This is a genomic window from Chryseobacterium sp. HNCC26DJ240 (assembly GCF_057180485.1).
Genome location: NZ_JBXUGK010000008.1, coordinates 218,959 through 236,593, shown reverse-complemented (window position 1 = coordinate 236,593; position 17,635 = coordinate 218,959). Strand labels below are relative to the sequence as shown.

The 17,635-nt window shown below is 35.0% G+C and carries 17 protein-coding genes; 11 read left to right on the top strand and 6 right to left on the bottom strand.

Annotated elements, in window-relative coordinates; genetic code table 11:
- Positions 1-26: 26 nt before the first annotated feature.
- The 4 genes from AC2A1G_RS17240 to ribA are packed head-to-tail and all read left to right on the top strand — an operon-like array spanning position 27 to position 1,923.
- Positions 27-245 (top strand): twin-arginine translocase TatA/TatE family subunit, encoded by a 219-nt coding sequence (locus AC2A1G_RS17240; RefSeq protein WP_484048128.1) that lies wholly within the window; start codon positions 27-29, stop codon positions 243-245.
- Positions 246-259: 14 nt separating this feature from the next.
- Entirely contained in the window at positions 260-871 is a 612-nt protein-coding gene (locus tag AC2A1G_RS17235) for a DUF4254 domain-containing protein (protein ID WP_484048127.1), read from the top strand.
- Complete coding sequence (locus AC2A1G_RS17230; RefSeq protein ID WP_484048126.1) at positions 868-1,314, top strand: hypothetical protein; 447 nt, start codon at positions 868-870, stop codon at positions 1,312-1,314. The genes AC2A1G_RS17235 and AC2A1G_RS17230 overlap by 4 nt, the downstream gene beginning before the upstream one ends.
- A 12-nt stretch (positions 1,315-1,326) precedes the next feature.
- Entirely contained in the window at positions 1,327-1,923 is a 597-nt protein-coding gene (gene ribA / locus AC2A1G_RS17225) for a GTP cyclohydrolase II (protein WP_484048125.1), read from the top strand.
- A gap of 67 nt (positions 1,924-1,990) precedes the next feature.
- Here the strand turns inward: ribA and AC2A1G_RS17220 are convergent, their stop codons facing one another.
- A complete protein-coding gene (locus tag AC2A1G_RS17220) occupies positions 1,991-2,506 on the bottom strand; it encodes a hypothetical protein (RefSeq protein ID WP_484048124.1) in 516 nt (171 codons plus the stop codon).
- Between the two features lie 116 nt (positions 2,507-2,622).
- Here AC2A1G_RS17220 and AC2A1G_RS17215 point away from each other — a divergent pair, with 116 nt between their 5' ends.
- The 6 genes from AC2A1G_RS17215 to AC2A1G_RS17190 all read left to right on the top strand — a co-directional run bounded on the left by AC2A1G_RS17215 (position 2,623) and on the right by AC2A1G_RS17190 (position 8,559).
- Positions 2,623-4,311 (top strand): glycoside hydrolase family 3 protein, encoded by a 1,689-nt coding sequence (locus tag AC2A1G_RS17215; RefSeq protein ID WP_484048123.1) that lies wholly within the window; start codon positions 2,623-2,625, stop codon positions 4,309-4,311.
- 31 nt (positions 4,312-4,342) lie between these two features.
- On the top strand, positions 4,343-5,491 hold the full coding sequence (bshA, locus tag AC2A1G_RS17210; protein ID WP_484048122.1) for an N-acetyl-alpha-D-glucosaminyl L-malate synthase BshA: 1,149 nt from the start codon (positions 4,343-4,345) through the stop codon (positions 5,489-5,491).
- A 53-nt stretch (positions 5,492-5,544) separates the two neighbouring features.
- Positions 5,545-6,090, top strand: a complete 546-nt coding sequence (locus AC2A1G_RS17205; protein WP_484048121.1) for a hypothetical protein — start codon at positions 5,545-5,547, stop codon at positions 6,088-6,090.
- A gap of 465 nt (positions 6,091-6,555) precedes the next feature.
- Positions 6,556-7,821, top strand: a complete 1,266-nt coding sequence (locus tag AC2A1G_RS17200) for a DUF2851 family protein (protein WP_484048120.1) — start codon at positions 6,556-6,558, stop codon at positions 7,819-7,821.
- A gap of 1 nt (position 7,822) precedes the next feature.
- A complete protein-coding gene (locus AC2A1G_RS17195) occupies positions 7,823-8,044 on the top strand; it encodes a PspC family transcriptional regulator (protein WP_484048119.1) in 222 nt (73 codons plus the stop codon).
- A 2-nt stretch (positions 8,045-8,046) separates the two neighbouring features.
- Positions 8,047-8,559 (top strand): GNAT family N-acetyltransferase, encoded by a 513-nt coding sequence (locus AC2A1G_RS17190; RefSeq protein ID WP_484048118.1) that lies wholly within the window; start codon positions 8,047-8,049, stop codon positions 8,557-8,559.
- 1 nt (position 8,560) lies between these two features.
- Here the strand turns inward: AC2A1G_RS17190 and AC2A1G_RS17185 are convergent, their stop codons facing one another.
- Complete coding sequence (locus AC2A1G_RS17185; RefSeq protein WP_484048117.1) at positions 8,561-9,337, bottom strand: hypothetical protein; 777 nt, start codon at positions 9,335-9,337, stop codon at positions 8,561-8,563.
- 86 nt (positions 9,338-9,423) lie between these two features.
- Complete coding sequence (locus AC2A1G_RS17180) at positions 9,424-10,176, bottom strand: carboxypeptidase-like regulatory domain-containing protein (RefSeq protein ID WP_484048116.1); 753 nt, start codon at positions 10,174-10,176, stop codon at positions 9,424-9,426.
- 180 nt (positions 10,177-10,356) lie between these two features.
- Here AC2A1G_RS17180 and AC2A1G_RS17175 point away from each other — a divergent pair, with 180 nt between their 5' ends.
- Positions 10,357-13,491, top strand: a complete 3,135-nt coding sequence (locus AC2A1G_RS17175) for a UvrD-helicase domain-containing protein (protein WP_484048115.1) — start codon at positions 10,357-10,359, stop codon at positions 13,489-13,491.
- Positions 13,492-13,650: 159 nt separating this feature from the next.
- Here the strand turns inward: AC2A1G_RS17175 and AC2A1G_RS17170 are convergent, their stop codons facing one another.
- From AC2A1G_RS17170 to clpB, 3 genes are all read right to left on the bottom strand, one after another.
- Positions 13,651-13,905, bottom strand: a complete 255-nt coding sequence (locus tag AC2A1G_RS17170; protein ID WP_484048114.1) for a hypothetical protein — start codon at positions 13,903-13,905, stop codon at positions 13,651-13,653.
- Positions 13,902-14,522 (bottom strand): tetratricopeptide repeat protein, encoded by a 621-nt coding sequence (locus AC2A1G_RS17165; protein WP_484048113.1) that lies wholly within the window; start codon positions 14,520-14,522, stop codon positions 13,902-13,904. The genes AC2A1G_RS17170 and AC2A1G_RS17165 overlap by 4 nt, the downstream gene beginning before the upstream one ends.
- Positions 14,523-14,639: 117 nt before the next feature.
- Positions 14,640-17,234, bottom strand: coding sequence for an ATP-dependent chaperone ClpB (gene clpB, locus AC2A1G_RS17160; protein ID WP_484048112.1), 2,595 nt, complete (start codon positions 17,232-17,234; stop codon positions 14,640-14,642).
- Between the last annotated feature and the right edge of the window lie 401 nt (positions 17,235-17,635).

The following is a 17,635-nucleotide window of genomic DNA, read 5'->3' as shown; positions in this document are numbered from 1 at the left end:
AAGCTTAACTTTGTAAAAATTATACTATGTACGCATTAACAATATTAACTCCATTTGCTGCTTGGCATTGGATTATAGTAATCTTAGTAGTTCTACTACTATTTGGAGGTAAAAAAATACCGGAACTGATGAGAGGATTAGGATCTGGAATAAAAGAATTTAAAGATTCCGTAAAAGAAGACGATAAAACTGAGGTTAAAAAAGAAAATCCTACAAATAACAGCAGTAATACTACTGTTAACTAAATAGTTTTTTTCACATGAATTTTACCGAGACTGCATGGAAAGTCTTCAATCAAAGTATTGAGGACTATCATGTTTTAGATAGTGTAGATACACCCATAAACAACCCTTACGAGCTCCACAGTTTGGAACGCATTTTGTATGCAAAGAATTGGATTGATACCGTTCAATGGCATTTTGAAGACATCGTAAGAGATGAAAATATTGACCCTGCCGAAGCCTTAAAACTCAAAAGAAGAATTGATGCTTCAAACCAGCAGAGAACTGACTTAGTAGAATTTATAGACAGTTGGTTTTTAGACAAATACAAAGATATTTCTCCAAAAACAGATGCGAAAATTAATACTGAAACTCCGGCTTGGGCTGTAGACAGATTATCTATTTTGGCACTTAAAGTGTATCACATGGCTTTGGAAGCAAACAGAGACACCGCATCCGAAGAACATCGTGCAAACTGTCAGATAAAATTAGATGTACTTCTTACTCAGAAAGTAGATCTTTCAGTTTCAATAGACCAGCTTCTTTCAGATATTGAGAACGGAAATGTTAAGATGAAAGTGTACAAACAAATGAAAATGTACAACGATGAAAGTCTTAACCCAATCCTTTATCAAAAGGAGCAAAAATGAGAAAGACTTTTCTATCTGTATCAATAATATTTATTCTCTGGTCTTGTGCTACTGAAAAAAGTAATACGTCACCAGTTCCGGCAGCAAACACGGAAAAAAAATCTGATGAAACCGGAGATATTTCATTAAAAATTTCTGAAAACACCAACGCTGCGGAAATAAGCAATCTTTTGTCCACATTTCCAGTTTTTTCTAAAAAGGAAGTAAATGATGAAGTTTCAGTGCTGAAATACAGTCTTCAAAATTACCTTTATGCTTTGGATGCAGGAAATGTAAGTGCAAAAAACAAACAGCTGAAAGGCATGCAAAAATCTTACAGAAAGATACAGAAACTTAGAAAATCTCTATCAACAGACGAAAATGATATCCTCAACAGATATTTGGTACGTATTAAAACGAATGTAGCCGTCATCGAAAACTCGGTGAATGGTAACAAAAAATAATAAATTCTATTAATGATTACAATTCAGGCGGAAGCTAATGTACCCACAGAGCACGGTACTTTCCGGATGATTGCATTTGCAGAAAATGCTGAAGACTGGATGCCACACATGGCGATTGTCGCTGAAAACACAGATTTTAACAAAGCAGTAAACGTTAGATTCCATTCAGAATGTATTACAGGAGAAGTCTTTCATTCCCAAAAATGTGAATGTGGACAACAATTGGATGCAGCTATGAAATACATGCATGAAAATGGAGGAATCGTGATTTACCTGCGTCAGGAAGGAAGAAATATAGGCATCATCAACAAATTGAAAGCTTATTCTCTTCAAGAAAAAGGTTTCGACACTGTGGAAGCTAATTTGAAACTGGGACTTCCGGCTGATGACAGAAATTTTGGCGTAGCCATCGATATCTTAAATAATCTGGGTGTGGAAAAGATTAATCTACTTACGAACAATCCTGAGAAAGTAAGATTCGTTGAAGAAAGCAATATTGAGCTCAACTCCAGAATCCCATTGCAGATTCCCGCTAATGACAACAGCCGAGGATATCTTCAGACAAAAAAAGATTTCTTTGGTCATCTTTTGGATGACAACAATCAATAAAACAAAAGCTTCGGAAAAATTTTCTGAAGCTTTTTAATTATAAAAAAATTGAAAAGATATTGTTCTCTTATTTTGGCTCTTTCAAATTATAATACTTTACTACAGCATTGTAATCGTTATAATCTGGTTTATTTGCATTTTTTGCCGGATCTGCAGGTAGCAAAACAATCCTGAATGTTTGATTTGTCTTAAATTCAGCAGCTTCTGCGCCTGACATTGTCGCTTGATCAAAATTTATACCTTCAGAATAAATTTCAATATTTGTAGGATCAAAAAGGAAATTAAATTCTAAGATTCTTCCACCAGATAAATAATATGTTTTTGGTAGTAATTGCCACACAGGCGTTGATCCTGCTATGTTTGAATTATAATTTCTGTACACCAACACAACATCACTACTTAAAATATTTATAGGTGTATTTATTGAATAGTTGTTACCAGAACTTAATGTTCCACTTACATCACGCATTTGAGCATCAACTGTATCTATTGGCTCCTGTACGATCACATCATCATTATTATCACAGCTCACTACGAAAATGCTCAGTAATGCGAACAGGAAAATTGGAAATAGTTTTTTCATTGTAAAAAATTTATATATTTAATTGTTGTTGCCAAATCAAATCATATACCAAAAAAATCAAAAATTGGGTTAAGGCTTATTTTTTAGTTGTATTTTTGTCTTTATTCAATTTAAATATGAAAAAATTATCAAACGTAGCACTTATCGTTTTATTAATTTTAAATGTAAATATTCAGGCTCAATATCAACCTAAAGACTGGTCTAAATCTGATATTAAAAAAGCTGAAAAATGGGTTGACGACAAATACAGTTCCCTCTCCCAAAGCGAAAAACTGGGTCAGCTCTTTATCGTTGCACTCTACACCAATAAAGGTGAAAATCATATAGATGAAATCAGAAATATCGTTAAAAACGAACAGATTGGCGGTATTATTCTGATGCAGGATGATGCGGCAAAAGAAATCAATCTTGTTAATGAATTTCAGCAAAACTCTAAGACACCCATGATGATAGGTATGGATGCTGAATGGGGATTGTTTCAAAGAATTGCAACGGCCCACAAATACCCTTGGGCAATTACCTTAGGAGCTATTCAGGATAAAGACCTTATTGAAAAAATGTCTGCCAAAATTGCAGAAGACTGTCACAGAATGGGGATAAACTGGGACTTTGCGCCAGTGGTAGATGTCAACACCAACCCGAATAACCCCATTATCGGTAACAGAAGTTTCGGTTCCGAGGTAAAAAATGTTACTAAATCTGCCCTCGCCTACTCCAACGGCTTGCAGAACAACAATATTCTTGCTGCTATCAAACATTTCCCTGGCCATGGTGACACCAGCACAGATTCTCACCTTGATCTTCCAGTAGTTTCCCATAAAATTGATAGATTGAATGAAGTTGAAATTGCCCCTTTCAAAGCTTTGATGAATAAAAACATCGGTGGCGTGATGGTGGCTCACCTTTACGTTCCCGCTTTGGAATCTGGAAAAGGAATTCCGGCTTCTGTATCTAAAAATATTGTGACTGGATTATTGAAAGAAAAATTGGGCTATAAAGGTTTAATTATCACCGACGCTTTAAATATGGGGGCTGTAGCCAACAAATACAACCCAGGTGAACTTGATGCCATGGCATTTAAAGCAGGAAATGACATCATGCTTTTTTCACAAGGTGTTGCGGTAGGTAAAAAATTAATTCAGAAAGCAATTGATAATGGCGAAATCCCGCAAGCCCGTGTGGAAGAAAGTGTAAAGAAAATCTTGTTGACCAAATATTTTTTAGGTTTACATCAATACACACCAAAAAATTCACAAAACATCAATTCTGATCTCAACAATGCTTCTCATACGGCGATAGTTCAGGAATTGTATGCGAATGCTTTAACTCTTATTAAAGACGAAAAGAAACTTTTACCTTTAAAGGAAAACACATATTACGTTCCTTTAGAAGAAGCCCCATACCAGACTTTTGTTAATGAAATGGGAAGTTCAGTTACTTTAAAAAAAGCCAGTGAAATTAAAACGATTCCAGACGGATCGACGGTTTTAGTAGGTTTTCATAAAGATAATTCTACCGCATACAAACCTTATAAAATCTCCGCAGAATCTAAGAGGGTTTTAAATGAACTTTCAAAAAAACACAATGTGATTCTGAATGTTTTCGGAAGTCCGTACGCTTTGAAAGATATTGATTTGTCTAAAATTTCAACAGTTGTAGTTGCTTACGAAAACAATGAAGATTCGATGACAGCCACAGCAAATGCACTTAAAGGAAAGACAAAAATCCACGGAAGACTTCCTGTTTTGGTGAATGATAATCTAAAAGCCGGAGCTGGAATTGATCTTAAAGCAAAATCAAATTAAAAATCTCCAAACAAACTATAAATAAGTAAAAATGAAAATAGGTATACTTTGCTACCCAACTTACGGAGGAAGCGGAATTGTAGCAACAGAACTCGGGATGTCACTTGCCAACAAAGGCTATGAGGTGCATTTCATCAGTTCGGCATTGCCTGCAAGATTAGACATCACCAACCCGAATATATTTTTTCACAAAGTAAATGTGCAGACTTATCCGCTGTTCCAATATCAACCTTATGATATTGCGTTGAGCTCGATGATTTACCGTGTGGTGAACCTCTACAAACTTGATTTGTTGCATGCACATTACGCAATTCCTTATGCTTACGCAGCGTTTACTGCAAAGCAGATGTTGAAAGAAGATAACAACGACATTCCGTTGGTGACGACACTGCATGGAACCGATATTACTTTGGTAGGTCAGCATCCGAGCTATAAACACGCAGTAGAGTTTTCGATCAATCAGTCGGATGCAATTACTTCTGTGTCTGAAAGTTTAAAGAAAGATACGCTCCAGTTTTTCAGAATTAAAAAAGAAATTCAGGTAATCACCAATTTCATCGATAATTCTGAATTTGACGAATGCAATGAATGCCAGCGCACCCAATTTGCGAATGCAGATGAGAAAATCCTGATTCACGTTTCCAACCTACGACCCGTAAAAAGGGTTGAAGAAGTATTGCAGATTTTTAAAAGTGTGGAGAAAAAGGTAAAATCAAAACTCATCATCATCGGTGAAGGCCCTGATATGGAAAAGGTAAACCAGTTTCTGGAGCACAATCCCGAACTGATTTCCAAGATCAGACTTTTGGGTAAAGTGAATGATTTGTATAGAATTCTTCAGCTTTCTGACGTATTTCTACTTCCATCTGAACAGGAAAGTTTCGGTCTTGCCGCACTCGAAGCAATGGCTGCCAACACTCCCGTTATCAGTTCCAATGCCGGGGGAATTCCCGAAGTAAACATTCAAGGTGAAACAGGTTTTCTTGCTGAGATCGGAAATGTGGAAGCGATGAGCAACTACTGTATCAAACTTTTGAGCAATGAAGAGCTTTTAGCCCAAATGAAAATCAATGCCAAAGCACAGGCAGTAAGGTTTGACTTAAAAAACATTCTTCCCATCTACGAAGAAATGTACAAAACCACGATTGCAAATTTCAAAGGGGAGTTGACGAAAGTATAAAATAGAAAAGGGCGGAAACGCTCTTTTTTTGTTTACCATTAAACCAAATCAACATGAAAGAAGAAATACTCTCTGAGATAGAAGATATTTTATTTTCCTTAAATATCGATGTAGAAACAGATTCTGACCAAATAAAATGGAAAGATAATTTCGGTGCAGAAAACTGGATTATTCACTGCGACCAATATTTAGACAATTTGGCGTGGTGGAAATCTAATAATGTGGGTAAAGATTTGCTGATGTTTACGAAAGATAACTTCACAGTCAGCTGGACTCCTCCAATAAACAACATGGGAATGTCCTTTGGATGCATTTACCTAAAATTTCATCAGGAAAAAATAATTGTTGCCTGTCCAGACAAGCATGTGGAAAGAGTTTTTGTTCTAAACACTTCAAATCTTAAAGCAGAGGAAATATATTCTTCACGTTTGCTTGGTATTGCCGTTAAGGGTTCTATAATTTTCATTAAAGATCTTGAGAAGAACGAGTATTTCTCCATAAACCTTGACAATTCCAATAAGAAAATAATGATGACTGAAACTGATTTCAAAAGCCATTCAGTTACGCTGAAGAAAAGAAGGGGAAGCGAAAAATTTTAGTTTAAATTCCAAACTCGGAACACAGATAGCAGTCCTACGGACTGCACCCTTCTCACAACAGCTCTTTTCTACACAGATAACGCTCCGATGGAACGTTTTTATTTGGTTTTTTTGACAAACCTCATGTGGAAAATTCGGATTGGTAATATATTTTTTCCGGCAAACCCGTCGCAGGCGTGCAGGACACTTTCACGGGTTCCGGCAAGTTTGTTACTAGGGTGCGGGAAGCTTTCCGTAAGCTCCGCAAGTTCATTACTAGGGTGTTTGGAGTTTGCGGAAGCTCCGCAAAACCATTACCATGGTGCAGGAAGCCTTTGAAATAAGGATTTTTGAAGTTTTGAGTAAAATCCATCCATTCCACGCCTACAGCAATCCAATAATTTGTTCAGTTCTTTTTTTTAAGATTAAAAATGATGAAGCTGTTTAGATTTTTCATAATTTTAGTTAAAATAAAACACAAAGAAGATGAACGAAAAACTTCTCCAGTACCTTTGGAATTTCAAAGTATTTACCCATTTCGATTTTACAGATACCGAAAGAAATCCCATAGAAATAATTGATTTCGGAAGATGGAATACAGATTCCGGACCCGATTTTCTGATGGCGAAAATAAAAATTAACGGTGTAACTTTAGCCGGAAACATTGAGCTCCATATAAAATCTTCCGACTGGATTTTTCATCAGCACGCCAAAGATCCCAACTATGACAATATTATCCTGCACGTGGTTTACCAAAATGATGCAGATATTCATGAGTTCAAATTAAAAAACATTCCAACACTTGAACTGATCAATCATATTGACAAATCTATTTTCCCGAAATATGAAAAACTGGAAAAAGAAAGTCAGTTTATTCCTTGTGAAGATTTGTTTGATCCTAAAAAAATTCCCGTTCATTTTTATGAGGAAAGTCTTCTTAAAAAGCTTGAAGAGAAATCGCTGGAAATTGAGAAAGATTTGGTGATTTTTAAAAACAATTATGAAGCTGTCTTGTTTCACAATCTCGCCTATTCTTTCGGTTTGAAAGTGAATGCTCCAATCTTCAAACTGATAGCAGAAAGTATAGATTTTACCATTTTTAATAAAATCAGACAAAACAAAACCCACCTCGAAGCCCTCCTATTTGGAATTTCAGGCTGGCTTGAAAAGACCGAAGATTCACAAACACAAATTTGGAAGAGAGAATTCGATTTCCTGAAAGCTAAATTTGATTTACCTGATCTTATCATTCGACCGAAATTTCTCAGATTACGTCCGCCAAATTTTCCAACTCTGCGTTTATCTCAACTCGCAGACCTTTATCATCAGCATCAAAACCTGTTTTCAAAGATTATTACTGCCAACAATACGGATGAATTGCTTTTCATATTTAAAGACATCAAAGCATCAGAATATTGGGATAATCATTTTAATTTTGGAAAGATTTCGCCTGTTGACCAGCCTAAAATCTTAACTAAAGATTTCATTGAACTGATTATTCTGAATACTGTTTTGCCTCTGAAATACACCTATCACAAATACCAAAACGAAGAAATCGCCGATGAAATTCTTGAGTTTTATAAAGAAATCAGCGCCGAGAAAAACTCGACTGTTGATGGCTGGAAAAATCTAGGTTTAAAAATAAAAAATGCTTTGCAGAGTCAGGCATTGATTTATCATTATAAAAACTGCTGTACACCAAAAAATTGCCTAAATTGCAGCATCGGTTTTAAAATATTAAAAGAGCAGTAGAATGTTGGATAACTTACGTCACAAAATGGAAAGAGAATGGTTTGGAGTACTCACAAGAATGGGTGCCAAGCTGGGAATTCCGGTTTCTAAACTGAGGGTTTTCTTTATCTACTCTACTTACGCAACGGCAGGATTTTTCTTTTTAATCTATCTCGGACTCGCTTTTACACTTTGGATAAAAGACATTTTTATCACACGCCGACCGAGTGTTTTTGACCTGTAACAATGGAATTTAATCAAATTACTTCACCAGATGATTACAGAATTGAACAAGTCTACAATTCTTATATCACTTCTTTTCCGGAAGATGAAAGACGCGAGTGGACGAAGTTTGTACAGCTTTTTGCTCATCAGAATGTAAAGTTTCTTTCAGTTTTAAATGAGAATGAAAATGTTGGGTACGCTATACTTTGGGAACTCTCTACTTTTACTTTTGTAGAACATTTTGAAGTCTTTTTAGAATTCAGAAATCAGAAGTTGGGTTCAAAGATCATTGATCTCTTAAAGGAAAATCATACTAAAATCATTCTGGAAATCGAACCCGAGCATTTGAATGAGGATTCTAAACGAAGATTTTCGTTTTATCAGAAAAACGGATTTAATTTAATTGACGAAATGTACATCCAACCCAGCTACGGCAATGGGAAAAAGAAACTGGAACTTTGGCTTCTGGCTAATTTTCAGCCATCAAATCTGAATGAGGCAAGGGACGAAATCTACGATATTGTTTATCACTAAACTATAATTCCAGATCGTTTGTTTTTTTGTATTGTTGAAAAGCGGACATCAGATTATTTGAAATTTTTGCTTTATCAAAATTTTTCCTGTACTTCTTTGAGAGCATATAAACATCTTCGGCGTATAGCAAAAACCTGTCAATTCCTTCATCACTCATCCCAAATTTCCGGTAATAACTCAGATCGACTTCTGATTTTAATCTTGCAAGAAAGTCTTTTGTTTCGTAATAATTGGCTTTAGTTGTTTTCTTCGAAAGAAGCTGTCCGATGGCATCAGCAACACCCATAAGACTTACCTGACCTTCCTTAAAATCATGAGGTTGGAAAGATTTCGGAGCGATATTGGTTGGGTTTGGCTCAGCCAAAGGCGACTTCATATACTCATCCATCTTAGAATTTAAAGCCGCAACTCTTTTAGAAATACCCACATTGTTAGCATCTTTTTCAAGATTTCCTGTAGGCTGAAATTTTAACTCAACTTCCGGAATCAAAATTTCAATATGCTTCACTGTCACATTATTTTTCTCAGACAAAACTTTTTCATTCACTTTTAATTCAAACCGGTAAAACCCATCTTTTACAAACCGAATTTCATCGTTTGTATCTGCATAAATAGAGAAACTTCCGTCAGCATTTGAAAAAACAGACTGATTTTTGGTGAAATTTAAAATCAAAACCTGTCCCTGTACACTTCCGTTTTCATCTGCAACAGTTCCTGAAACTTTATTTTGAGCTAACGAAAACACCGAAAATAATGTAATGAAAAAGAGTAGTTTCATTTTCATATGAAGTATCTATAGTTTTTAAAGGCCATATGCAATCGTTGGAATATTCATAGGTATTTGTTTTTGAAACCATGTCGATTTCATTTTGTAATGATTAGTGGCGATTTATAAGAGGAAATTCTTTGCAAAACTGCACTGTTAAACCTATTAATATCTGCTTCGCTGCAATAACCATATTTCAGAATATGTTTTCTTTCAAAACCGCTGTTGAAAATATAATAAATGAAATGCTGAGTTTGTGAAGGGTCAATTTTTAAATCTGCAAAGTAATCTGCCCCTAAAGCCTGAATGAGGTAATTCATAAAATCTACATCATCCCATTTATTTTTGATTTTACCAATGCTAAAAGTACCTTTTGTGACGGGCTGCACAAACTGCCCTGGTTGATGTGCCATAACTTCAGGAGAAGATTTCTGTCTGATATACTTTCCTATATCTGCCCGAAGTTTTTCAACTTTTGCAGGTGGATTATAGTTTTTCGTATCAATTTTCAGGTCGCCTGTCAATCTTTTTTTGAGCACAACTTCTTCAATAGCCACGGCACTTCTCTTAAGCGTAATATTTAATGGTGACTTTAAAGCTTCGTCTGTAATTTTGGTTTGAACACGTTCGTAACCAAGGGAGATAAATCGCAGGTCGTCTCCTTTTCTGCCCAAAATCATAAAATGACCGTCGGCATTAGTTAAAACCCTTTCGTCAGTACGAATATTGATGACAGTCACGTTAGGCATTTCTGCATTTTCTTCAGAACTTGTTTTCCCAAAAATATATTCCTGAGCATAGATATTGAGCGAAAGCAGGAAAGAGAAGATAAAGAGTAGTTTACATTTCACAGGCCATTGTTTTATTCAGCAAATCTAAAATATATTTAGGTTTAAAAATAAATTTTAACCTGCATTAACACGTTTTATCAAATCTTATTAATTTTTGGTTCAAATTTGTTAAAATACCGATCGCTACTGTTAAAAATCCTACAGAAAATATATTATCTTGCAGTTTAAATTCTGTAAAAAATGCAAAATTCATATACGGTAATCAACGCTTCGGCAGGATCAGGGAAAACGTATGCACTTGTGCAGCGGCTTCTGATGATCTGTCTTCGCTATCCCAATCAAGCACAATCAATTCGGAATATTCTGGCGTTGACATTCACCAACAAAGCTGCCAACGAAATGAAAGAAAGAATTCTTTCGTGGCTGGGAAGATTTACTGAAAATAATTATGCAGATAATTCAGATTTAAAAAATATTCAAATCGCTTTTGAATCTGAAGGTTTGAAAATAGATATTCATGAACTGCATTACCGCTCGAAGAAGCTGTTGGATTACGTTCTACACAATTATTCTACTTTAAATATCGGGACGATTGACCGTTTTAATTCCCGTCTGGTACGTAGTTTTTCATACGAATTGGGTTTAGCCAAAAACTTTAATCTTGAAATTGATCCTGAACCTTTTTTAATTGAAGCCGTTGACAAAATGCTTGATCAGATTGGGGAAAACGATGTGATTTCAAATTCATTCATGGATTATGTAGATTACAGTTTAGAAAATAATGAAAGAATAAATCTCAATAAAAACCTTTACGATTCTGCAAAAGAATTTGTGAAAGACATTCATTATGAGAATCTTCAGAAAAATAAAGATTTTGACAGTGAGAAATATGAAGACATTAAAAATACACTTCGAAAAGAAATTTCTGCCAATAAAAAGAAGTCGCTTGAGCTTACGTTACATTCAATTCAGCTTTTCAAAGACAGAGCGATTGAAATTGAAGATTTTGCTCAGGGTAAAAATGGGTTGGGCGGATTTTTCGTAAAAGTTGTAGATTATTATCAGAAAAACAGGAAAGATTTTCCGTTTCCGGCCAATGAGGAATCGGCCCGAAATACTTTCGGAAAAGGCGCTGCAGCAAAATCGAAACATAAGGAACAGGATATTCTTGAAATTCTTGATCAGCTTCTTGAAAACCGTATTCAACTCATTAAAATTTTTATTGAAACACAGAAAAAAGAAAAAATTCTCGCTGCACTTTTGCCTTTAAAGGTAAATAAAGACATTCAGGATGAATTGAAAAAGATCGAGGAAGAAAACGATTTGGTTCTGCTTTCAAAATTCAATATTTTGATCAATGAAAATCTGAAAAGTGAACCTTCGGCATTCATTTATGAAAAAGTGGGCTCGCAGTTTCATCATTATTTCTTTGATGAATTTCAGGATACATCGGAGCTTCAATGGCAGAATTTTCTTCCTTTGAGAGATCATGCCGTTTCAAGTGACAACACTTCGTTTACTTTGGTGGGCGACCCGAAGCAAAGTATTTACCGTTTTCGTGGTGGTGAAAGTCAGTTGATGCTCGACATTATCAGCAAGAAAGAAATTACTCCGAAAGAAGCATCACTTTTGGTTTTAAAAGACAACTGGCGGAGTGCGAAAAATATTGTGAATTTCAATAATGACCTGTACCGTTTTCACTCTGAAAATTTAAATGAAGAACATCAGAACATTTTTGGAATTGATGGTGAACAAAACCCAAAATCGTCTCTAGAAGGTCGTGTAAAAATAAACCTCATCGAAAATCTTACGAATGAAGATTTTTACACAGACACTTCAGAAAAAATGCAGAAAGACATTCAGGAAAGTCTTGATAATGGGTTTTCGTTTTCTGACATTACCATTCTCTGCCGTGGCAATTTTGATATTTTCAGCTACTCTCAAAAACTGGGAAATCTGACGGTCAATTACAAAGGCGAAACCACCAATATCAAAACAATTTCAGACAAAGGACTTACTTTGGATCTTTCGAATACACTGAAGGCTGTCATCGAATTTCTGAGATGGCAAAGCAACAGAAAAAACAAAACGAGCCTGATTATGATGATGTATTTTCTGAGAAAATCGGGTCGGATTGTAATGGATGATTTCACTGTTGGAATGCAGGAAATTCTGAATATTTCAGACCATGAACTGATCGCTGAGCAGATTGAAAAAATTTATGGAGTAAAGCTTCATCAGGACGATTTCCCGAAATTTAATCTTTATAATTTTGTCGAATTTTACATCAATGAATTTTCGGTGGAAAATAAGGAAACTGATTTCCTTTTAAATTTCCTTGAGATGCTGTTCAATTTCACTCAAAATGCCGGAGCGAGCACCAAAGAATTTCTGAAATACTGGGATGAGGAAGCTTCAAAACACACCATTCAGGCATCAGAAAATATTGATGCGATTCAGATCATGACGATTCATAAGGCGAAAGGACTTGAGTTTCCGATTGTTTTTATCCCGATGATCAATAAAAACCGTGATGCGGAATTTACCAATTGGTTCGACACTGGCGATTTGGATGTTTTGCAATCAGTTAATATCAGCCAATTCAGCAAAAATCTGGAAGTTTATGATGAAGAAATCGGAATTTTTAATCAGGAAAATTCTTACAAAAATTTTGTAGACAGACTTTGTCTTCAATATGTTGCAACGACGAGACCTGTTGAGCAGTTGTTTTTCTACATTCAGAAAGCAAATAAAACTTCAAATAATCTGGAGATTCTGGAATTTGTCCAGTCTAAAAATAATGTTGATGATGAATTTGATCTGTACCCAACAGAACCTGAAATGCTGAAGAAAAAGGTTTACCATAAAAAATCTTCTTTCAAGACTAAAAATATTACCGAGCTTAAAAACCTCAACGAAAAGACGACTTCAATAAAAGTAGCGACACCATCAAAAAATTATCAGACAAGAATTGAAAAAGTGAGAATAGGACTTTTTGTGCACGAACTTCTGTCGAAAATTAATACCAAAAAAGACATTGCAAAAGTTCTGGAGAAGTACATTCTTGAAGGACAAATTACGCTGGAAGAAAAGATTGACATTGAAATAAAACTCCTAAGAATCATTGACCAGCACAATGAATTTTTTGATGAAAAATGGGAAGTTATCAACGAAAAAGACATTATGATTTCTGAAAACGGTGTGACGAAGATTTACAGACCTGACCGGATTTTAAAGCATCAAAATGAATACGTGATTGTCGATTTCAAAACCGGCGAGGAAAGTGAAAAAAATGATGCTCAAATTGAAAATTACAAAAACGTTTTGGAAAATTTAGGGAGAAAGGTTGTGAAGACGCAGTTGATTTATATTTGAAAACTAAAAAATGTTGCTTTTCTATACGTCTAAAAAACAGACCTATACCCACAGCCATGAGACGTGATTCTTATGCAACATATGTCTACTAAAATTAGAAGAGTTTGTAAAACTGAAACACTACAAAGAGTTTGTGGCGTTTTTATTTTAATCATATTATTAATTAATTTTAATTTCTACCCCATTTTCTTTTGCAATTTTGAAGAATATATTCTGTTCTCCTTTTTCCTTCATTTCTTGGTAGATGATATTTTCCAAAGTTTCTGTATCCTTTGTATATTCTGAGTTTTCATTTAAATAAATCTTATGTGCTGTAATAATATTTAACAATGCATTTTCCAAATCCTCAAGAAGAATCAAATTTTTCCCCAAACCAAAATATCCCTCTGCATCTTCGGGGTAGAAATTAATCAATTTTTATAGTATTCATTAGAAGTTTTAAAGTCTGATTTCAAAGTATAAACAACACCAATGTTTTTCAATGCAAAATCACCTTCTGGAAATATTGATAAAGATTTTTTATAATATTTGATAGCATTGTCATAGTCATTTAATTGTCTGTAGCATACTGCAATGTCGTCATTTATCAAAACAGAATTTTCATCATTTTTAAGAGCAATTGCAAAAGATGCGATAGCTAAATCAAATTTATTCTCTTTCATAAAATCTTTTCCTATAATATATGAATCATGAGCATTTTTATTTTTTGAATAGGAATAATACAATTTTTTTTTCTGATCTAATTTATTCTTGCTTTCCAAGAGACAAGTTGCTTTAACAATAGAGTCAACCTTTATTAAGGCATTTTTCATTCCGTCAACAGTTGATATTTGTTTTAAATGTGTTGAAGCATTTACTTCGGTTGCGGACTTAGCTAAAGAATTTGCGATACATTCTCCATACTTTTCATCAGTAATTTCTTTAAGCTTACCAAGGCATTCACAAGATTTTATTGCAGCACTTTTTTCTAAATTCTGTCCGTAGTGGAATATGCTAATTGATGCTAAAAGAATTGATATTATTACTTTCATGTAGAATAGTTTTTTGATAATGCCAAATATACAAATTCCACAATCCAAAATATGCGAAAACCTCAGCCAAACATCAGCTGAGGTTTTCCTTAAAAAACTAAATATGAAAAAAAACTATTACTTTTCTGAAGGCCTGAAAACCAAGCCTGTTTCCTCAAAATAATCCAGCGTAATTCTGTCGCCGTCATTCACGGTTCCTGCGAGGATTTCTTTTGATAATTTATTTAAAACTTCCTGCTGAATCACTCTTTTCAAAGGTCTTGCCCCAAAAACCGGATCGTAACCTTTGTTGGTTAAATAACTCAGAGCATCTTGTGTTGCGGTCATAATGATGTTTCTTTTCAGTAACAAATCATTGAAACCTCTCAACTGATATTGAACGATTTTTCCGATTTCTTTTTTTCTCAAAGGCTGGAAAAGAACGGTTTCATCAATCCTGTTCAGAAATTCCGGGCGAAGGGTTTGTTTCAGTAAATCAAAAACTTCAATTTTTGTTTTGTCCACAATTTCATCCTGATTTTCCTCGGTGATATTTTCAAAATTCTCCTGAATGATATGCGAACCCAAATTCGAAGTCATAATAATAATTGAATTTTTAAAATTCACCACTCTACCTTTATTATCCGTCAATCTTCCGTCATCCAAAACCTGTAACAAAGTATTGAAAACATCGGGATGCGCTTTTTCAATTTCATCCAAAAGCACGACTGAATAAGGTCTTCTTCGAACTGCTTCAGTCAACTGCCCGCCTTCATCATAACCAACATATCCCGGAGGTGCACCGACCAAACGTGAGACGGAATGTCTTTCCTGATATTCACTCATATCAATTCTCGTCATATTGTTTTCGTCGTCGAATAAAAACTCAGCTAAAGCCTTTGCCAGCTCAGTTTTACCAACTCCGGTCGTTCCTAAAAACAGGAAACTTCCAATTGGTTTTTTCTCATCGCTCAAGCCCGCTCTGTTTCTTCTGATGGCATCTGCAACGGCTTCTATCGCCTCTTCCTGACCCACAACCCTGTGATGAAGTTCGGTTTCAAGATGCAGTAATTTTTCTCTTTCGGATTGAAGTAATTTCGTAACAGGAATTCCCGTCCATTTTCCGATGACTTCTGAGATATTTTCTGCAGTCACCTCTTCCTTAATCAATTCATTCTGATGGTTTTGCATTTCCAGTTCGAGTTTCTGCAAAGCATCTTCTTTTTCCTTTATTTTTCCGTACTGAATTTCAGCAACCTTTGCATAATCTCCAGCTCTTGAAGCTCTTTCAGCTTCGAGTTTCAGGGATTCAATATCTTTTTTAATCTGGGTTAAATCCTCAGACTTCTGTTTTTCTTTCAGCCATTTAGCATTGATTTCGTTCCGCTGTTCAGAAATTTTAGAAATATCCTCCTTCAAATGGTCAATTTTAGTCTGATTGCCTTCTCTCGAAATAGCAGCCAGCTCAATTTCCATCTGCATCAGTTTTCTGTCGAGAACATCCAGCTCTTCAGGCTTTGAATTGATTTCCATTCTCAATTTCGCTGAAGCTTCATCAATCAAATCAATCGCTTTATCCGGTAAAAAACGGTCTGAAATATATCGTTGAGACATTTCTACTGCCGCAATAATCGCCTCATCTTTGATTCTTACTTTGTGGTGTGCTTCATATTTATCTTTAATTCCACGAAGAATGGAAATCGCCGATTCCGTATCCGGTTCTTCCACCATTACTTTCTGGAAACGTCTTTCAAGCGCTTTATCTTTTTCAAAATATTTTTGATATTCATTCAAAGTCGTTGCGCCAATTGCTCTTAATTCTCCTCTTGCCAAAGCCGGTTTTAAAATATTTGCCGCATCCATCGCACCTTCACCACCGCCGGCTCCCACCAAAGTGTGGATTTCGTCGATGAAAAGAATGATTTGTCCGTCTGATTTAATGACTTCATTTACGACAGATTTTAAACGTTCTTCAAACTCACCTTTGTATTTTGCACCGGCGATCAAAGCTCCCATATCTAAAGAGTACAAGGTTTTATCCTGCAAATTCTCAGGAATATCTCCGCTGATAATTCTATGTGCAATGCCTTCTGCGATAGCGGTTTTACCAACACCTGGCTCTCCAATCAAAATCGGATTGTTCTTTGTTCTTCTCGAAAGAATCTGCAAAACCCTTCTGATCTCTTCATCACGTCCTATTACCGGGTCTAATTTTCCTTCTGCTGCTAATTCATTGAAATTTTTTGCATATTTATTTAAAGACTGATAAGTCTCTTCCGAACTTGCAGAAGTCGCTTTCGAGCCTTTTCTTAATTCTTTGATTCCGCCTTCCAAGAGACTTTTGGTCACGCCCATATCTTTCAGCATTTTCGAAACTTCTGAATTGGTTTCTAAAAGTGAAAGCCAAAGATGTTCGATGGTTACGAATTCATCACCCATTTTTTTGGCGATGTTCGGTGCATCCAGCAAAACTTTGTTGGCTGACTGTGAAAGGTAAATATTTCCTCCCTGAACTTTTGGGAGTTTTTCTAAATTTTCTCTGTTACGCTCTCTTACCAACGTTGCATCTGCTTCCGCTTTTTTGAGCAAGTAAGGCGATATATTTTCATCCACCTGAAAAATTCCTTCGAGAAGATGTTGCGGTTCTATCTGCTGATTGCCAAATTCCATCGCCACTTGCTGTGCTGCTTGAATGGCTTCCTGTGATTTTACTGTATATTGATTTAGATTCATATTATTTATAATTAATGGTTGATAAATAATAATTGATTTTAAAATTGCATCAAATTTTGTTCAACTTTAAGACTGAAACAATTATTTTGCTTTTTAAAAAACATTAAGAAGTTAAATTTTTAAGGTTTAAATTCTTAATGTTCGGTCAATCATTTAATTCGAATAGCTTATCGCAAAAAGTATTCAATTGTTGATTTTATAAAAAATATGGTCAAAATTTCCGAATTTAACATTTCAATAAGATTTGGAAAAGACAAAATTTCCGTTTTTGACTAAAATTAATAGATTTAATTATGAAAAATAGTCAGTAAACGATTTTTATTTTTTTTTGAAAACGTAAAAGGCCACCGTTTGAAAATCATTCATCAAAAAGAATAGATTTAAACTCAGAATATTTACTT